Genomic DNA, 16411 nt, shown 5'->3' with positions numbered 1-16411 from the left:
CTTCTGCGTTTTTTATTTACTCTGCAGCGCAGGCTGCTTCTGGCTGTTTACGACCCGACATCATTACCAGCAGCAGGCCGAGCGCGGCAATAATCGCCCCCATCACCGGCACAAAGCTGTAGCCCAGACCACCCGAAATCACCGCCCCTCCGGCTGCCGCCCCCAGCGCATTGCCCAGGTTGAAGGCACCAATATTGACTGAGGATGAAAGGCCCGGCGCTTCATGGGCGACGCGCATCACGCGCATCTGCAGCGGTGGTACCACGGCAAAGGTGGCAGCGCCCCAGACGACCATCGCAACGGCCGCCCCAAACTCATTACGTGCCAGCCACGGAATAGCAATCATGATGACGATCAGCAGGGTTAAGAAGCCCTTCAGCGTCCCGCTCACGGAACGGTCGGCAAATTTACCACCCAGATAGTTGCCAATCGAGAAGCCCACGCCAATCAGTACCAGCATTGCGGTAATAAAGAGTGGCGTCGCGTGGGTGATGTCATGCAGCACCGGTGAAATATAGGTGTAGAGGGTAAACATCGCGCCTGCCCCCAGCACGGTGGTCAACAGTGCGGAAAGCACCTGCGGGCGCATCAACACCGACAGCTCCCTGCGCACGTCAGGACGTTCACCGGCACTGCCTTTTGGCAGAGAGAAGAATAACGCCACCATCGCGACCACGCCCAGCCCGGCCGTCGCCAGGAACGACATTCGCCAGCCAATCACTTCACCCAGCCAGGTAGCCGCAGGAACGCCGCCAATGTTGGCAATCGTTAGCCCCATAAACATGGTGGCTACGGCGCTCGCCTGCTTATGTTTTGGCACCACGCTTGCCGCTACAACTGACCCCAGCCCAAAGAAGGCGCCGTGGTTAAGGCTGGTCAGAATGCGTGACAGCATCAGGGTGGTGTAGTCCGGAGAAATGGCGGAAAGCACGTTACCGAGGGTAAAGATCGCCATCAGGAAAATCAGCGCATTGCGACGCGCGCGGTGTGAAAGCAGCAGCGTCATCAGCGGGGCGCCTACCATCACGCCGATGGCATAGGCGCTGATTAACATGCCTGCCGCAGGGATCGAGACGTCCACGCCGCGGGCGATAACAGGCAGTAACCCCATCGGGGAGAATTCAGTGGTGCCAATCCCAAAAGCGCCAATCGCCAGGGCCAGCAGGGGAAAATTGATTTTCATGCGTCAACTCCGGATGCCGTGTCATGTGGTGACACAGAACAAAGAAGCGCAAAGCATGACATCAATCACAAAAAATGAGAAGTTAACAAAATGGCAAAAGATTTTTGCCGTAGATGTAACAATCTGGAACAGCCGCAGGGAGCGTGCGCTCCCTGCGCGTAAATCAGTGCAGCGCCGCCGTCAGGCCTGCGGCAACAATCAGCGCCAGCACAATAAGGGTGGTGAACAGCGAAAACTTCAGATCGGCACTCATCAATTTTTCTCCTTTTAATCCCCCCACGAAAAGTGAGCCTGCTCATTTTTGCACAGTTTACGTCAAAAATCTTCCTGGATTTAAACTGATAACCACTTTACCTCTTCCCCTTTTCATCAAGATAGGACAAAATTCCACGCTAAATTTATTAGCGTACCGGCCATTGACCCCCTCCTGACGTCCCGTGTCGTTTTCCCGGCGTGCCGCAATTCAAGATTGCGTGATAAGGGTGAGAGAAGGCAAACGTTTACCTTCAAGTTTTTCAGGAGTTTAGGATATGGTCTGGAGTGACATTTAATGGCAACAATTAAAGACGTAGCAAAACGCGCAAACGTTTCCACTACAACCGTATCACATGTAATTAACAAAACCCGCTTTGTGGCGGAAGAGACGCGCAACGCCGTCTGGGCGGCAATCAAAGAGCTGCACTACTCACCCAGTGCGGTTGCGCGTAGCCTCAAGGTGAATCACACCAAGTCCATTGGCTTGCTGGCCACCAGCAGTGAAGCGGCCTATTTTGCCGAGATCATCGAGGCGGTAGAGAAAAACTGCTTCCAGAAAGGCTATACCCTGATTCTGGGCAACGCGTGGAATAGCATTGAAAAACAGCGCGCCTACCTGTCGATGATGGCGCAAAAGCGCGTGGATGGCCTGCTGGTAATGTGTTCCGAATACCCGGAATCCGTGCTGTCGATGCTGGAAGAGTATCGCCATATCCCCATGGTGGTGATGGACTGGGGTGAAGCGCGAGCGGATTTCACCGATTCCGTCATCGATAACGCCTTTGAAGGCGGCTATATGGCCGGTCGTTACCTGATCGAGCGCGGTCACCGTGAGATTGGCGTGATCCCGGGGCCTCTGGAGCGTAACACCGGCGCGGGCCGTCTGGCCGGTTTTATGAAAGCGATGGAAGAAGCGCTGATCACCGTACCGGAAAACTGGATCGTACAGGGAGACTTTGAGCCGGAATCAGGCTACCGCGCGATGCAGCAGATTGTCTCCCAGCAGCACCGCCCAACCGCTGTTTTCTGCGGGGGTGACATCATGGCGATGGGCGCGCTCTGCGCAGCCGATGAGCTGGGTCTGCGCGTACCGCAGGATATTTCGGTGATCGGGTATGACAACGTGCGTAACGCGCGCTTCTTTACCCCCGCGCTGACCACCATTCACCAGCCGAAAGATTCACTGGGTGAAACGGCTTTCAATATGCTGTTGGACAGGATCGTCAACAAGCGCGAAGAGTCGCAGTCCATTGAAGTTCATCCGCGTCTTATCGAACGCCGTTCCGTTGCGGATGGTCCGTTCCGCGACTACCGTCGTTAATTTTGTACGGGGCCAGCTATGCTGGCTCCCGTAACCATTCCCGGTTTAGCGTTTCGCTGTCTCCCAGATAATCCAGCAGCCAGGCCATGGCGGGCGAGATGTCATTTTGTTGCCAGGTGAGGCAGCAGGCCGCATCCGGGAAGGGATTCTCCAGCGTCAGTTCAACCCATTCTCCGGTATCAATTCTGGGACGCGCAAAATGAGCGGGCACCATCGCGACGCACAGCCCGGCACTGAGGCACGTTGCTGACGATTCCCAGTCAGGCGCCACCACGCGCCGCTGGTTATCCAGCAGCCAGGTGATGCGCTTGGGTAATGAACGGGAGGTATCCTCCAGCACCAGCGATGGCCAGTTGCGCAGCGTATCGTCGCTCAGCCGTCCTTCCAGCGCCGCCAGGGGGTGATCGCTGGCCACCACGCATTTCCAGCTCAGCATCCCCATATCACGAAAGGCGTAACGCCCCCCGACCGGGATCGCCTGTGTGGCCCCAATCGCCATCTCCACCCTGCCGTCCGCCAGCGCATCCCAGACGCCGTTGAATACCTCTTGTGAGACCCGCAGTTCGACATCGGAAAAATGTCGATAGAAATCCACGATCATCTGCCGGGTGCGCTCCGGCTTAACGATATTGTCCACCGCAATGGAAAGATGACCCCGCCAGCCGTTTGCGATCTGCTGGCACTGTTCGCGGGTGATCTGCATTTTTTTGATAACAGAACGCCCTTCCTTCAAAAACCACGCCCCTGCGGGCGTTAATTCCACATCGCGATGGCGCCGTTCAAACAGTGGAACCGCCAGCCACTCCTCAAGCTGACGCACCGTGTAGCTGATAGCCGACGGGACGCGGTGCAGCTCCTGCGCCGCACCGCTAAAGCTGCCGTTACGCGCGACAGCATCGACCACTTCAAGAGAATAATCTGACCACATTTTCTGCCTGCAAAAAATTTGAATGCACCCGCCAAATATTAGCGTTTCACAAGCGGCTTTGCACTACATACACTCAGCGCCAACGTACACCTGCCTCCTTCAGGAGAAGAAAATAATGCAACCCAGGAAAGGTTTTTTAGTCTGGCTTGGCGGCTTAAGCGTGCTGGGCTTTTTGGCCACCGATATGTACCTGCCGGCTTTTGCCGCGATGCAGGAAGATTTGCAAACCCCTGCCGCGGCCATCAGCGCCAGCCTGAGTTTGTTCCTCGCCGGTTTTGCTTTCGCACAGCTGCTCTGGGGACCGCTCTCGGATCGCTTTGGTCGTAAACCGGTATTACTGCTGGGCCTGGCGATTTTTGCCGTGGGCTGTCTGGGGATGCTCTGGGTCCGCGATGCCACCTGGCTGCTGGTGCTGCGCTTTATTCAGGCTGTGGGGGTCTGTGCCGCAGCCGTAACCTGGCAGGCGCTGGTCACCGACTACTATCCGGCTAACCGCACAAACCGTATTTTCGCCACCATTATGCCGCTGGTGGGGCTCTCACCTGCCCTCGCGCCGCTGCTGGGCAGCTGGATCCTTGCGCACTTTGACTGGCAGGCCATTTTTGCCACGCTGTTTGCCATCACGCTGGTGCTGATGTTGCCGGCGTTCGCCCTCAAGCCTGCGCACAAAAAAGACGTACATGTTGACGCAAAGCCGATCACCTTCACCACCCTGCTGAGCGCCAAAGCGTATCGCGGTAATGTCCTGATCTATGCCGCCTGCTCGGCCAGCTTCTTCGCATGGCTCACCGGGTCGCCGTTTATTCTGCATGATATGGGCTACAGCCCGGCGGCTATCGGGCTGAGCTATGTTCCGCAAACCATCGCGTTCCTGGTGGGCGGGTACGGCTGCCGCGCGGCGCTGCAAAAATGGGAAGGTCAGCAGATGCTGCCATGGCTGCTGGTGCTGTATGCGTTGAGCGTCATTGGCACCTGGGCCGTTGGGTTTATTCCGGGTGCGGGCCTGGCAGAAATTTTGATGCCTTTCTGTGTCATGGCCATCGCGAACGGGGCCATCTACCCGATTGTTGTGGCGCAGGCGCTCCGTCCCTTCCCACAGGCGACCGGTCGCGCCGCCGCGCTGCAGAACACCCTGCAACTGGGGCTGTGCTTCCTGGCAAGCCTGGTCGTCTCTGCGCTGATTGCCACGCCGCTGCTGACGACCACCAGCGTGATGCTGGTAACCGTTGCGCTGGCAGTGATGGGCTATCGTATGCAGGCCTCCGCCCAGCGTGAGCAGGATAACGGCGCTGGAGTGGAAACCTCACATGCCTGATTGCGCCGGATATCATGTTAATTTTCAGTAATTAGGTTGCTAACAATTTTCTGTTGAATCACCAAATTTTGAGGCCTATACTAAATTTGGTTCGATAAATACGATAATTATTATGCGTTAACGGGAGCCGGAGTGCTCCCGTTTTACCATGGAAGGCATTTCGGCAAGGGTTATCTCCCTTCCTCTGTTCTACGTCGGATACTAGCCTCGCGGTATTTACCGTGAGATTTCTCACAAACCAAAAAAAGCGTCTACGCTGTTTGAAGGTTCTGATCACATCAGGGTGATGGAGAAGCTATGAGTTCATCGTGTATAGAAGAAGTCAGCGTTCCGGACGACAACTGGTCCCGGATCGTCAGTGAACTGTTGGGTCGTGCAGGCATCACTATTAACGGATCTTCGCCATCCGATCCCCAGGTCAAACATCCCGACTTTTTTAAACGCGTATTGCGCGAGGGATCGTTAGGGCTGGGAGAAAGTTATATGGACGGCTGGTGGGAGTGTGAACGGCTGGATATCTTTTTCGCCAGCGTGTTGCGCGCTGGTCTGGAAAATCAACTTCCCCGCAATCTCAAAGACACCCTGCGTGTTGCCTCTGCCCGACTGTTTAATCTGCAAAGTAAAAAACGCGCATGGATCGTCGGCAAAGAGCATTACGATCTGGGCAACGACCTGTTCAGCCGTATGCTGGACCCTTTCATGCAATACTCCTGCGCCTACTGGAAAGAGGCAACGACGCTTGAAGAGGCTCAGCAGGCCAAGCTGCGTCTGATCAGCGAGAAGCTTCAGTTACAGCCCGGTATGCGCGTATTGGATATCGGCTGCGGCTGGGGTGGGCTGGCCTGGTTTATGGCGAAACACTATGGCGTCAGCGTGGTGGGCGTGACGATTTCGGCCGAGCAGCAAAAAATGGCCCGGGAACGCTGCCAGGGGCTCGATGTGGATATCCGCCTGCAGGATTACCGTGACCTGAACGAACAATTTGACCGGATCGTCTCCGTGGGCATGTTCGAGCACGTAGGACCGAAAAACTACGACACCTATTTTGAGGTGGTGGACCGTAATTTACGACCGGACGGACTCTTCCTGCTGCATACCATCGGCTCTAAGCGGACCGACAATAACGTTGACCCGTGGATCAACAAGTACATCTTTCCGAATGGCTGTTTACCCTCCGTTCGCCAGATTGCCAACGCCAGTGAATCCCATTTCGTGATGGAAGACTGGCACAACTTTGGCGCGGATTACGACACCACGTTGATGGCGTGGCATGAACGTTTCCAGCAAGCGTGGCCGGAGATTGCGGACAACTATTCTGAACGATTCAAACGGATGTTTAGCTATTATCTGAATGCCTGCGCGGGCGCGTTTCGCGCACGGGATATTCAGCTCTGGCAGGTTGTCTTCAGCCGTGGCATTGAACACGGATTACGTGTCGCACGCTAAAAAATAACCCCGGACAGCCGGGGTTATTTTTTATTCTTCTTCCGCCGCCTTTATTATTGCGGCTTCTTTTGCCGCCAGTACACGCTCAACCGTATCGACCACCGCCTGGGTTTGCGGATCGATTTCAATATTCACGCGCTGTCCCAGCTTTTTCGCCCCAAGCGTGGTGCGCTGCAGCGTTTCAGGAATTAAATGCACACAAAAACGCGTTGGCGTCACTTCACCCACCGTCAGACTAATCCCATCAATGCCAATAAATCCTTTATAGAGTATGTATTTCATTAATGACGGATCCTGCATTTTAAACCAGATTTGACGGTTATTTTCCGAGGTTACGATTTTCGCCACTTCAGCGGTGGTCATGATATGTCCCGACATCAGATGGCCGCCAATCTCATCGCTGAACTTCGCCGCCCGCTCAACGTTGACGGTATCTCCCACCACCAGCTCGCCCAGGTTGGTGATGCGCAGCGTCTCTTTCATTAAATCAAAGCTGATCTGGTTGCCGTTAATTTCGGTCACGGTCAGACAACAGCCGTTATGGGCAATCGAGGCGCCGGTTTCGATGCCCTCAAGCATATATTCCGGCAGCTCAACAACATGAGTACGGAAATTCGGTTTTTCATCAATGGACACCACTTTGGCGATGCCCTGCACAATACCAGTAAACATGCTTACAACTCCTGTTTTTTCCGGACGGTGGTGACACCGTTTTAATCCCACCACAATAACAGTTGGAAAAACAGGTTGCCAGCGGAGCGCATTTTCTGGCGATTTTTTCACTAGATAAATAGCTAAAGCCCGCTACAATAGCTGGCACCCCCCTGCATTTTCTTTTTGCTGCCCGTTTCGGCGGCTTTTTTAGTCTCTCAAATAACTACAAAATAAAGGTGTTCACGTGCAGAAGTACATGAATGAAGCGCGCCAGTTATTGGCACTGGCTATACCAGTGATCATCGCGCAAGTGGCCCAGACCGCAATGGGATTTGTGGATACGGTAATGGCAGGTGGTTACAGCGCCACCGACATGGCGGCCGTTGCCATCGGCACGTCAATCTGGCTCCCGGCCATCCTGTTCGGCCACGGTCTGCTGCTCGCGCTCACGCCGGTTATCGCTCAGCTCAATGGCTCGGGCCGTCGCGAACGCATTGCCCATCAGGTCCGCCAGGGCTTCTGGCTGGCAGGGTTTGTCTCGGTGCTGATTATGGTCGTGCTCTGGAACGCGGGCCATATCATCCGCGCGATGCATAATATTGACCCGGCACTGGCTGATAAAGCCGTAGGCTATCTGCGCGCCCTGCTCTGGGGCACGCCAGGATATCTCTTTTTCCAGGTAGCGCGTAACCAGTGTGAAGGTCTGGCGAAAACCAAACCCGGCATGGTGATGGGCTTTATTGGGTTGCTGGTCAATATTCCGGTTAACTATGTCTTTATTTATGGTCATTTCGGGATGCCGGAGTTGGGCGGTGTCGGCTGCGGCGTGGCAACAGCTGCCGTTTACTGGGTGATGTTCTTGTCGATGCTCACCTTTGTAAAACGCGCCCGCTCAATGCGCGATATTCGTAACGATAACCGGTTTAGCACCCCGGACTGGGGCATCATGACGCGTCTGGTGCAGTTAGGGTTACCGATTGCCCTGGCTCTGTTCTTTGAGGTTACCCTGTTTGCCGTGGTCGCCCTGCTGGTCTCCCCGCTGGGCATTGTGAACGTGGCCGGGCACCAGATTGCGCTGAACTTCAGTTCCCTGATGTTCGTTCTGCCGATGTCGCTGGCGGCAGCTGTGACGATCCGCGTGGGCTTCCGCCTGGGTCAGGGCTCGACGCTGGATGCGCAAACGGCCGCGCGCACCGGGCTTGGCGTCGGTGTCTGCATGGCGATCTGTACGGCGCTCTTCACCGTTGCACTGCGGGAGCAGATTGCCCTGCTCTATAACGACAATCCGGAAGTGGTCGCTCTGGCATCACACCTGATGCTGCTGGCGGCGATATACCAGATCTCTGACTCCATCCAGGTGATTGGCAGCGGCGTGCTGCGTGGGTATAAAGACACGCGTTCGATCTTTTTTATCACCTTCATCGCCTACTGGGTGTTAGGTCTGCCATGTGGTTATATCCTGGCCCTGACCGATCTGGTTGTGGAACGTATGGGGCCTGCAGGGTTCTGGATGGGCTTTATCATCGGCCTGACGTCGGCGGCTGTCATGATGATGATGCGGATGCGCTTCCTGCAGCGCCAGCCATCCACCATCATTTTGCAACGCGCTGCACGTTAAATACGCAGTAGCCGCCTGCTGGCGGCTACTTTCTCTTCACTTTGCGCGGTAATGAAGCAATCGCGTGAAATCAGAGAGAAAAATGCATTTTCCCTCTTGCCTCATTGGTGCTGTGCCGCTAATATTCGTCCCCGTTGTCACCGACAACACGTTGCGTTCATAGCTCAGTTGGTTAGAGCACCACCTTGACATGGTGGGGGTCGTTGGTTCGAGTCCAATTGAACGCACCATTCTGCGTCCGTAGCTCAGTTGGTTAGAGCACCACCTTGACATGGTGGGGGTCGGTGGTTCGAGTCCACTCGGACGCACCATTTCAGTCCTGAAATGGTGCAAATCTTCTTCTGATAACCTGAATTTTCCTAATCCCTTATTTTCATCACTGTTCTCCTGCTACGCTTTTCTCATGGAAAAAATGAGGAAAACCGTCGATGAAAAAAATCGCCATTATCGGTTCCGGCCCTACAGGGATTTATACCTTTTACGCGCTGCTTAAAAACCCGCAGCCGCTTTCGGTCTCGGTCTTTGAACAGGCTGATGAAGCGGGCGTAGGGATGCCCTATAACGACGACGATAACTCGCGTCTGATGCTGGCAAACATCGCGAGTATTGAGATCCCCCCTCTGTTTATGACCTACCTGGACTGGCTTAAGGAGCAGAGCGACGACCATCTGGCGCGCTTTAAGGTGGATAAAGCCCGGTTGCATGACCGGCAGTTTCTGCCGCGGATCCTGCTGGGGGAATATTTTCGCGACAGCTTTCGAACAATCGTTAATGAGGCAAAAAAACTGGGGTTCCAGGTGGACATCCATGAATCTTCCCGGGTGACCGACGTTATTCCCTCGACGACTGGCGTTACGCTTTGCGTCAACGATAAGGCGTTTCCCGAACGCTTCGATCTCGCGGTGATCGCCACCGGTCACGTCTGGCCGGACGAGGACGAGGCCACGCGCGCATTCTTCCCAAGTCCGTGGTCCGGTCTGATGGACGCCAGCATTCCACCGTGCCGCGTCGGCATTATGGGAACATCGTTAAGCGGCCTTGACGCGGCCATGGCGGTGGTGATGCAGCATGGCGCGTTTCGCGACGATAAATTCGTGCTGGATCAAGGCAGTGAAGCATTAAACATCGTCCTGATGTCCCGGACGGGCATTCTGCCGGAAGCCGACTTTTACTGCCCTATTCCTTACGAGCCGCTGTCAGTATTGACCGAATTCAGGGTTGAAACCGAGATCGGCAAAGGGCCAGATGGCCTGCTTGACCGCATCTTTGCGCTGATGGTCAACGAGCTGGAGCTCGCCGATCCGGCGTGGTGCGAGAAAATGTCGTTGCATAAGCTAGATGCGGACAGCATTCGTGATGCCTGGTTTGAGGATCGAAAACGGCACGACCCCTTTACCTGGGCGGAAGAGAATCTCAACGAGGTTGAGCGCAACAAACGTGAACGGCGCACCGTGGCCTGGCGCTATACCGTGCTTCGGCTGCATGAGGTGGTTCAGGAGATTGTCCCCCACCTTAATGAGCAGGACAGCCAGCGCTTCAAAACAGGGCTGGCCCGGGTGTTTATCGACAACTATGCCGCCATCCCTCCGCAGTCTATTCGCCGGCTGCTTGCGCTGCGCGAGGCCGGCATCATTAGCGTGGCAGCGCTCGGCGACGATTACACCCTTGACGCAGGCAGCGACCAGACGGTGATCACCACACAAGAGCGCGTGTATCGTTTCGACGTGTTTATTGACGCACGCGGACAAAAGCCGCTCAAAACGAAAGATCTGCCCTTCCCGACGCTGCGCAAACAGCTGCAGGCAACGGGCGATGAGATACCCGATATTGGCGAAGATTACACCCTGAAAGCGCCTGACACGGTGCGCGGGAAAATCGCTTTCGGCGCGATACCGTGGCTAATGCACGATCATCCCTTCGTTCAGGGACTGGCAGAGTGTGCAGAGGTTGCGGAGGCGATGGCGAAAGCGGCAGAGAAGCCCGCGTCGGGATTGCGGCGGAGATTACCGTACAGTGAGAGCTGACAGGGCATCCTTGCCCTGCTGTCGATGATTACTCGAAGAAGACTTCCGGGTTTTCAGACAGCGAAACGAAGGTTTTCGTCCCTTTATCCAGGGCAAGAATTTCGCCGCTTTCAATGTCGTACACCCAGCCGTGCAGGCGGATGGAGTTATTGCGCAGGCCCACCGCAACGGACGGATGGGTCTTAATGTTGCTCAGCTGCGCAAACACGTTCTCCTGCACCATCGCGTTAACTTTATCGATCGGCTTATCCCAGGTTTTCTTCTCAACCACCGCTTTTGCCGCGTCGGAATAGCGCAGCCAGTGTGACACCGCTGGCATCGGCTCCAGGTTGGCGTTATCGGCGATCGCCTTCATCGCGCCACAGTTTGAGTGACCACAAATGACGATATCCGTGACGCCCAACGCCACAACCGCGTATTCGATGGTTGCAGACACACCGCCAGGCTCGGGGCCAAACGGTGGCACAATGTTGCCAGCATTACGAATGACAAAGAGTTGTCCCGGCTCTTGCTGGGTGACCAGTTCTGGGACCAGACGGCTGTCGGAGCATGAGATGAACAGCGCTTTGGGATTCTGGCTGGACGCTAAACTGCGGAAGAGTTCTTTACGTTGCGGGAAAATCTCTTTTTGAAAGCTGAGAAAACCTTCAATGATATGTTGCATAGCAATGTCTCTTTTATCTGTTTTAGTTTAGGTATGATCGCGATCACACTCGTAAAGTGTACCCATCGTGGTTTACTTCAGACAAGCAATATATTTCTGGCCCGACCGCTGCACAATGGCGTCCGCGAAGGCCTGGATGTTCTGCCCCTCGAAGGCGCCATACAGGCGTGCAAATTTTTTGCCTTCGAGATGATTCACAACTGACTCTACGGTACGGGCCGGTAGCGGGAGATAGTTAGGATAGCTCCACATAAACGAGACGGCGTCTTTACCCGGCGTGACCTGCAGGATGTCCCCCACCAGCAATGCGCCATCGCCCTCCTGCCAGTGCAGCACCGTTCCACCCGCAAAATGCCCGCCCAGACGCAGCAGGGTGACAGACGGGAAAATCTCCAGCGCATCCCCCTGCCAGAATTGAATGGCCGGGCTGCCACGCATGACCCACTCTCTGTCGCTGGCGTGCAGATATAACGGCGCATCAAACGCCGCAGCCCACTCCTGCATGGTGGTGTAATAGTGCGGATGTGAAATCGCCATCGCGCTGATGCCGCCAAGCGCGGTGATGAGCGTTTGGGTTGCGGAGTCGAGGTTGGCAATGCAGTCCCAGAGGATATTACCGTGAGGCGTTCGCAGGAGCAGGGCTCGCTGGTTGATAGCAAAGGCGGGGACCGTTTTGATGCCGAACAACCGCGGCTCCAGCTGCTGCCATTTGTTGGTATGCGTGGCGGTTACGGTGTCGAAATCGATCCATGCCTGGCCCGAAGCAGGCACGTACTGGCGTTCATCCTCGCAAATAGGGCATCTTTCCGGCTGTGCATCATAGGCGGTTCCGCAGGTTTTACAGAGTGTAATCATGTGCGCTCCTCAGCGATAAAGCACTGAGTATGGCAGGGATTATCGTTATGTGCTGCGAGGTACATTGCTGGCGTTTTTTGCCCTATACTCTGCCAGTATCAAAAACTGAACATAGCAGGTGCCACATGGAAATTGATCTCGATAACTTAGTTTTTAACGGTCTGGATGAAGCTGAAGAGCGTAATGCGGAACGTCTGGACGACGCAGATAAAAAAGCGCAGGCGATTGTCGCCGACGACGACTGCGGCGACGCCTGCAAGATCTAAGTAAAAAGCACCGGCAAGCCGGTGCTTTTTTTATGACTTTTTCAGCCCGTCAATGGCTGCCTGCGCGCAGGCTTCATCAAGATGACCGCCCGGCGCACCGCCGATACCAATCGCCCCGATCACCTCATCGCCCTCTTTCACCGGCAGGCCACCCGCCAGCAGCAGGAAACCCGGAATATCACGCATGTTTTGCGCACCAGCGTTGCTCTGCGCCGCTTCCATCACCTTGCCGGACGCATTCTTTGCGCTGAGCGCCGTCCAGGCTTTCATTTCGCTGGCTTTAACCGTATGTGGACCGGCATTGTCCGTGCGCTGTACCGCTTTCACGACGCCCGCGCGGTCAACCACGGTAACGGTCACCTGGTAATTTTTTGCCGTACAGGCCTGAATGGCGGACGTTGCCAGCGCATTAGCCTGCGCCAGTGAGAGATTCTTCTGGTTTAACGTTTCGGCCTGCGCCGCCAGACTTACGCTACCAGCCACCAGTGCCGCAGCCATCATCATTTTTTTCATCGCACTTCCTCGCGTGTTAAGAGACACCCAAAGGTTACCCAGCCGCACGATGAAACGGTATTCGGTTGATTACGCACTCATCCTGGTAGTTATACGGATTGCAATTTATCGTATTCGCGTATTGCCTGAACCAGACTGCTGACGCCAAGCTTGGTAAACGCCGCCGCGCGGTGCGCTTCTACCGTACGCGGTGAGAGGTTCAGCCGGGCAGCCACCTCTTTGTTGCTGAGCCCTTTCATCAACTCCCCCAGCACTTCATGTTCCCGCGCGGTCAGCTGCGCGAAACGCGTCGCGATCCGGGTGGTTTCCTGCCAGTCGGCAAAGCGGCGGTGACTCTCCTCAAAGGCCAGGCCCACGGTTTCGATAAGCTTGTCGGCATCCAGCGGCTTGGTGAAAAACTCAAACACGCCGTTACGGAAGGCCCGACGGCAGGCGTCAACGGTACCGTGGCCGGTCATGATAATCACCGGCAGCAGGGGCCAGGGCCATGTGCCCTCCTCAAGCCAGGTGAGACCGCCTTTACCGGGCATCCGCATATCCAGCAGCATACAGCCCACCAGCGCTTTCTCCCGTGCATGGGCAGCGGTAAACGCATCGACGCTTTCATATGCCCTGACCGGCCAGCCCATGCCTGAAAGTAAAAACGTCATCGACTCCCTGATGGATTCATCGTCATCAATCAGCCAGATTGTATTATCCATCCATAGCCTCCTTTCCGTGCGCCAGTTGTAGTCGGATCTGCGCCCCGCCCTGCGGCGCATTACCCAGCGTAATCGATCCATTCATACGCGTCATCAATGATTCCGTCAGGGTCATCCCCAGCCCCATGCCCGCTTCTCTGCCGCTGTAAAACGGCATGAAGGCATGTTGTAACGCCTCCGGGCTAAAGCCCGGGCCGCCGTCAGTCACGGTAATCACAACGCCATGCTCGTTTTTCTGACTTTCAATCTTTACCCAGCCGGCTACCGATGCCTGCTGGGCCTGAATCGCATTGCTGAGCAAATTATGAAGGACCTGCTCAAGCCAGAGACGGTCTGCCAGCACCGTCGTGGCCCCGGGGGCAAACGCATGCGTGACCATGATATGTTCGGCCCTGCGCTCATGCTCAAGCAAATTCACCACCTGCTGCCAGCACTGTGCCAGGTCGGTTTCCCGCAGGGTGACTTTCTCCTGCACCACATGCTCGCGAAAACGCGTCAGCAAGGCGCTAATACGCTGCATTTGCGTCAGCGCGGCCGCCAGCGCCTGCGACAGCGCTGGCCCGTTTTCCTGCTGCAGCTGACGCTGCGCTCCCTGGATCCATGTCTGCGCAGCGGTTAACGGCTGGTTAATCTCATGCACAATACCGGCGGTGATCTCCCCCAGAGTATTGAGCCTGGCGTGCTGGTAGTAGAGCGCCCTTTGCTCGGCCTCTTTGCGCGCTTTACGCTGCCAGAGCACCACGCTCGCCAGCGCAATCACTATCCCCCACCCGATAAACAGGATGGGGTACATCACCCCATTGACGCCGAGCCAGTCCGGGCGGGAATCGGCCTCCAGCGTAAAAGGTTGGGTATGCTGCGGGAAGGTGCGCTGCCAGTGCCAGAAGGCGTCAGACGTCGGTTCGTCGCCGTTTGGCATAAAACGGATCCCGAGATGCGTAAAGGGATGATGGGCATTCAGAATCGGCCCGAGATCCACCCGCACGCGGATCTGACGCCAGGGATTGTAAAGCCAGTACTGCATCTCGTGGGCAGGTTCAACCCGTGGCGCATCAAGGGCGCGTCCGGAGGTCTTTTCCAGGGCAAGCAGTTGGGGGAATTTTTTGCGCAGGGCGGCAATATCTTCATCACCGTTCAGAAGCGGCAATACGGATTCATTTTGCGTCAGTACCGCGCTTAATTCCGCGAAGAGAGCCGCGAACTCGCGATCGCGCTCCCAGAACTGGCGGCGGATCTGTTCGGCATAGAGCAGGATGCCGCTGATGAGGCAGACTATCGTCCAGACAATAATACCGCGCTTGAAAAAGGGGTTCTTCATTCCGTTAACTGAGCAGACTTAACCATCTGTCAACATTAACAGTTATCCGTTATCAGAACAAAATCAGGCACAGCTCATTCCAGTACATTTCGCGCGTGCGGCGCAGTTCAGCGTGACGTTTTATCATGGAACCACTCCGGATCAATGTTAGCGACGTCCACGCCATACAGGCTCGCGACAGGCAGTATCGACTCAAGAACACGTTGCGCGCTGTTCTCCGCATTCACTGGTCGGGTCGCAAAAAACCGCCGTAACGTGCTTATCCACTTTTTCATCGTCAATCCCCTCTCGCTTAACCTGTCCTCAGTTAAAACCCAAACTGCGTGCAGGGGAAATACCAAAATCCACTGTCGATGTGCAGGATCTGCAAATAGCGCCCCGTCCTTTTCACCCTTCATTAACACACTGTTCACTAATGCTTTTTTGCTAAAAGCAAAGAACGATTTCTTATTTGGCGATAGCTTTCGCTTATGGGAGCGTAGCGAGGGAAAACAAAAACAACGGGATGACGTATGACTATGGCAGCAAACATGAAAGGGTTTACAAAACGGACACTGGTTCTGGGATTGCTGGCGGCCGGGAGCTTGCTTTCAATGCAGGCGCAGGCCGATCAGCTGGCTGATATAAAGGCCGCAGGCGTGGTAAAAGTGGCCACGTTTGACGCCAACCCGCCGTTTGGCTCGATTGATGCCAAAACGCACGAGATCGTGGGTTACGACGTGGACTTCGCCAGAGCGCTGGCAAAATCACTCGGCGTGAAGCTGGAACTGGTAGCCACCAACCCGGCAAACCGCATTCCCCTGCTTCAGTCCGGTAAAGCCGATTTAATTGTCGCGGATATCACCATTACCCCGGAACGTGCGCAGGTGATCGATTTCTCAACACCCTATTTTGTCACCGGGCAACAGTTCCTGGTCCCGGCCAAATCCGCCGATAAGCTGGATGCGTATAGCCATGCACGCATTGGTGCGGTAAAAGGCACCACCGGCGAGCAGGCGCTGCACCAGCGTTTCCCGCAGTCCCGCGTGCTCTCCTATGACGATATTCCGCTGGCGTTGACGGCACTGCGCAACGGCAACGTACAGGCGATTACCCAGGACAGCACCATTCTGGCCGGCCTGCTGGCGCAGGCGCCGGACAAAGCGAACTTCAAAATTCTGCCTGACCTGCTCAGCAAAGAAGAGATTGGCGTTGGGGTGAAAAAAGGTGAAACGGCGCTGTTGAAAGCGGTTAACGATGAGCTGGTCAATCTTGAAAAGAACGGCCAGGCGGCAAAAATCTATGATGTCTGGTTTGGTCCCGGCACTCCAGCTCCACAGCCTCGCGCCTTTAAAATAGAAGCTAAGTAAT

General features: G+C 55.5%; 17 protein-coding genes and 2 tRNA genes. 9 read left to right on the top strand and 10 right to left on the bottom strand.

Going from position 1 to position 16411, the window contains the following annotated elements:
* Positions 1–16 precede the first annotated feature (16 nt).
* Together SP99_RS09455 and cydH are read right to left on the bottom strand one after the other, a co-directional pair.
* Complete coding sequence (locus SP99_RS09455; RefSeq protein WP_025758329.1) at positions 17–1183, bottom strand: MFS transporter; 1167 nt, start codon at positions 1181–1183, stop codon at positions 17–19.
* Between the two features lie 163 nt (positions 1184–1346).
* A complete protein-coding gene (cydH, locus tag SP99_RS24585) occupies positions 1347–1436 on the bottom strand; it encodes a cytochrome bd-I oxidase subunit CydH (protein WP_032672537.1) in 90 nt (29 codons plus the stop codon).
* A 297-nt stretch (positions 1437–1733) separates the two neighbouring features.
* Here cydH and purR point away from each other — a divergent pair, with 297 nt between their 5' ends.
* The gene (purR, locus tag SP99_RS09450; RefSeq protein ID WP_014883552.1) at positions 1734–2759 is read left to right on the top strand and encodes an HTH-type transcriptional repressor PurR; all 1026 of its coding nucleotides are present in this window, start codon (positions 1734–1736) and stop codon (positions 2757–2759) included.
* Positions 2760–2775: 16 nt separating this feature from the next.
* Here the strand turns inward: purR and punR are convergent, their stop codons facing one another.
* Positions 2776–3687 carry a DNA-binding transcriptional activator PunR gene (punR, locus tag SP99_RS09445; RefSeq protein WP_047958382.1) on the bottom strand — a complete coding sequence of 304 codons (912 nt, stop codon included), beginning with the start codon at positions 3685–3687 and terminating at the stop codon, positions 2776–2778.
* A gap of 115 nt (positions 3688–3802) precedes the next feature.
* Here punR and punC point away from each other — a divergent pair, with 115 nt between their 5' ends.
* Together punC and cfa are read left to right on the top strand one after the other, a co-directional pair.
* Entirely contained in the window at positions 3803–5002 is a 1200-nt protein-coding gene (punC, locus tag SP99_RS09440) for a purine nucleoside transporter PunC (RefSeq protein ID WP_047958381.1), read from the top strand.
* A 297-nt stretch (positions 5003–5299) separates the two neighbouring features.
* Entirely contained in the window at positions 5300–6448 is a 1149-nt protein-coding gene (gene cfa, locus SP99_RS09435) for a cyclopropane fatty acyl phospholipid synthase (RefSeq protein WP_047958380.1), read from the top strand.
* Between the two features lie 30 nt (positions 6449–6478).
* Here cfa and SP99_RS09430 read toward each other — a convergent pair whose 3' ends face one another.
* Positions 6479–7120: a riboflavin synthase gene (locus tag SP99_RS09430; RefSeq protein WP_025758324.1), complete on the bottom strand. Its 642-nt coding sequence runs from the start codon at positions 7118–7120 to the stop codon at positions 6479–6481.
* A gap of 226 nt (positions 7121–7346) precedes the next feature.
* On the opposite strand from SP99_RS09430, the gene mdtK reads away from it, so the two are divergent.
* The 4 genes from mdtK (at position 7347) to SP99_RS09410 (ending at position 10744) form a co-directional block, all read left to right on the top strand.
* The gene (gene mdtK, locus SP99_RS09425; RefSeq protein WP_047958379.1) at positions 7347–8720 is read left to right on the top strand and encodes an MdtK family multidrug efflux MATE transporter; all 1374 of its coding nucleotides are present in this window, start codon (positions 7347–7349) and stop codon (positions 8718–8720) included.
* Positions 8721–8873: 153 nt separating this feature from the next.
* Positions 8874–8950: transfer RNA gene (locus SP99_RS09420), tRNA-Val, on the top strand.
* Positions 8951–8954: 4 nt separating this feature from the next.
* Positions 8955–9031, top strand: a tRNA-Val gene (locus SP99_RS09415).
* Positions 9032–9148: 117 nt separating this feature from the next.
* Positions 9149–10744, top strand: coding sequence for an FAD-NAD(P)-binding protein (locus tag SP99_RS09410; protein WP_047958378.1), 1596 nt, complete (start codon positions 9149–9151; stop codon positions 10742–10744).
* 28 nt (positions 10745–10772) lie between these two features.
* Here the strand turns inward: SP99_RS09410 and SP99_RS09405 are convergent, their stop codons facing one another.
* Together SP99_RS09405 and SP99_RS09400 are read right to left on the bottom strand one after the other, a co-directional pair.
* Positions 10773–11408 (bottom strand): carbonic anhydrase, encoded by a 636-nt coding sequence (locus SP99_RS09405; RefSeq protein ID WP_025758321.1) that lies wholly within the window; start codon positions 11406–11408, stop codon positions 10773–10775.
* A 72-nt stretch (positions 11409–11480) separates the two neighbouring features.
* The gene (locus SP99_RS09400; RefSeq protein ID WP_047958377.1) at positions 11481–12263 is read right to left on the bottom strand and encodes an MBL fold metallo-hydrolase; all 783 of its coding nucleotides are present in this window, start codon (positions 12261–12263) and stop codon (positions 11481–11483) included.
* Between the two features lie 125 nt (positions 12264–12388).
* On the opposite strand from SP99_RS09400, the gene SP99_RS24580 reads away from it, so the two are divergent.
* Positions 12389–12529, top strand: a complete 141-nt coding sequence (locus SP99_RS24580) for a hypothetical protein (RefSeq protein ID WP_003857665.1) — start codon at positions 12389–12391, stop codon at positions 12527–12529.
* A gap of 30 nt (positions 12530–12559) precedes the next feature.
* Here the strand turns inward: SP99_RS24580 and SP99_RS09395 are convergent, their stop codons facing one another.
* The 4 genes from SP99_RS09395 to SP99_RS24890 all read right to left on the bottom strand — a co-directional run bounded on the left by SP99_RS09395 (position 12560) and on the right by SP99_RS24890 (position 15336).
* Positions 12560–13042, bottom strand: a complete 483-nt coding sequence (locus tag SP99_RS09395) for a GlcG/HbpS family heme-binding protein (protein ID WP_025758318.1) — start codon at positions 13040–13042, stop codon at positions 12560–12562.
* Between the two features lie 89 nt (positions 13043–13131).
* Positions 13132–13743: a response regulator transcription factor gene (locus tag SP99_RS09390; RefSeq protein ID WP_045284934.1), complete on the bottom strand. Its 612-nt coding sequence runs from the start codon at positions 13741–13743 to the stop codon at positions 13132–13134.
* Positions 13736–15061, bottom strand: coding sequence for a sensor histidine kinase (locus tag SP99_RS09385; protein WP_047958376.1), 1326 nt, complete (start codon positions 15059–15061; stop codon positions 13736–13738). The genes SP99_RS09390 and SP99_RS09385 overlap by 8 nt, the downstream gene beginning before the upstream one ends.
* A gap of 107 nt (positions 15062–15168) precedes the next feature.
* The gene (locus tag SP99_RS24890) at positions 15169–15336 is read right to left on the bottom strand and encodes a hypothetical protein (protein ID WP_014831607.1); all 168 of its coding nucleotides are present in this window, start codon (positions 15334–15336) and stop codon (positions 15169–15171) included.
* A 243-nt stretch (positions 15337–15579) separates the two neighbouring features.
* Here SP99_RS24890 and SP99_RS09375 point away from each other — a divergent pair, with 243 nt between their 5' ends.
* Positions 15580–16410, top strand: a complete 831-nt coding sequence (locus SP99_RS09375) for an ABC transporter substrate-binding protein (RefSeq protein ID WP_162299944.1) — start codon at positions 15580–15582, stop codon at positions 16408–16410.
* The last annotated feature ends 1 nt before the right edge of the window (position 16411 follow it).

Source organism: Enterobacter sp. BIDMC92, assembly GCF_001030225.1.
Lineage (GTDB): Bacteria > Pseudomonadota > Gammaproteobacteria > Enterobacterales > Enterobacteriaceae > Enterobacter > Enterobacter sichuanensis.
Note: the sequence above shows the minus strand (reverse complement) of the source record. Positions and strands in the feature narration are given on the sequence as shown.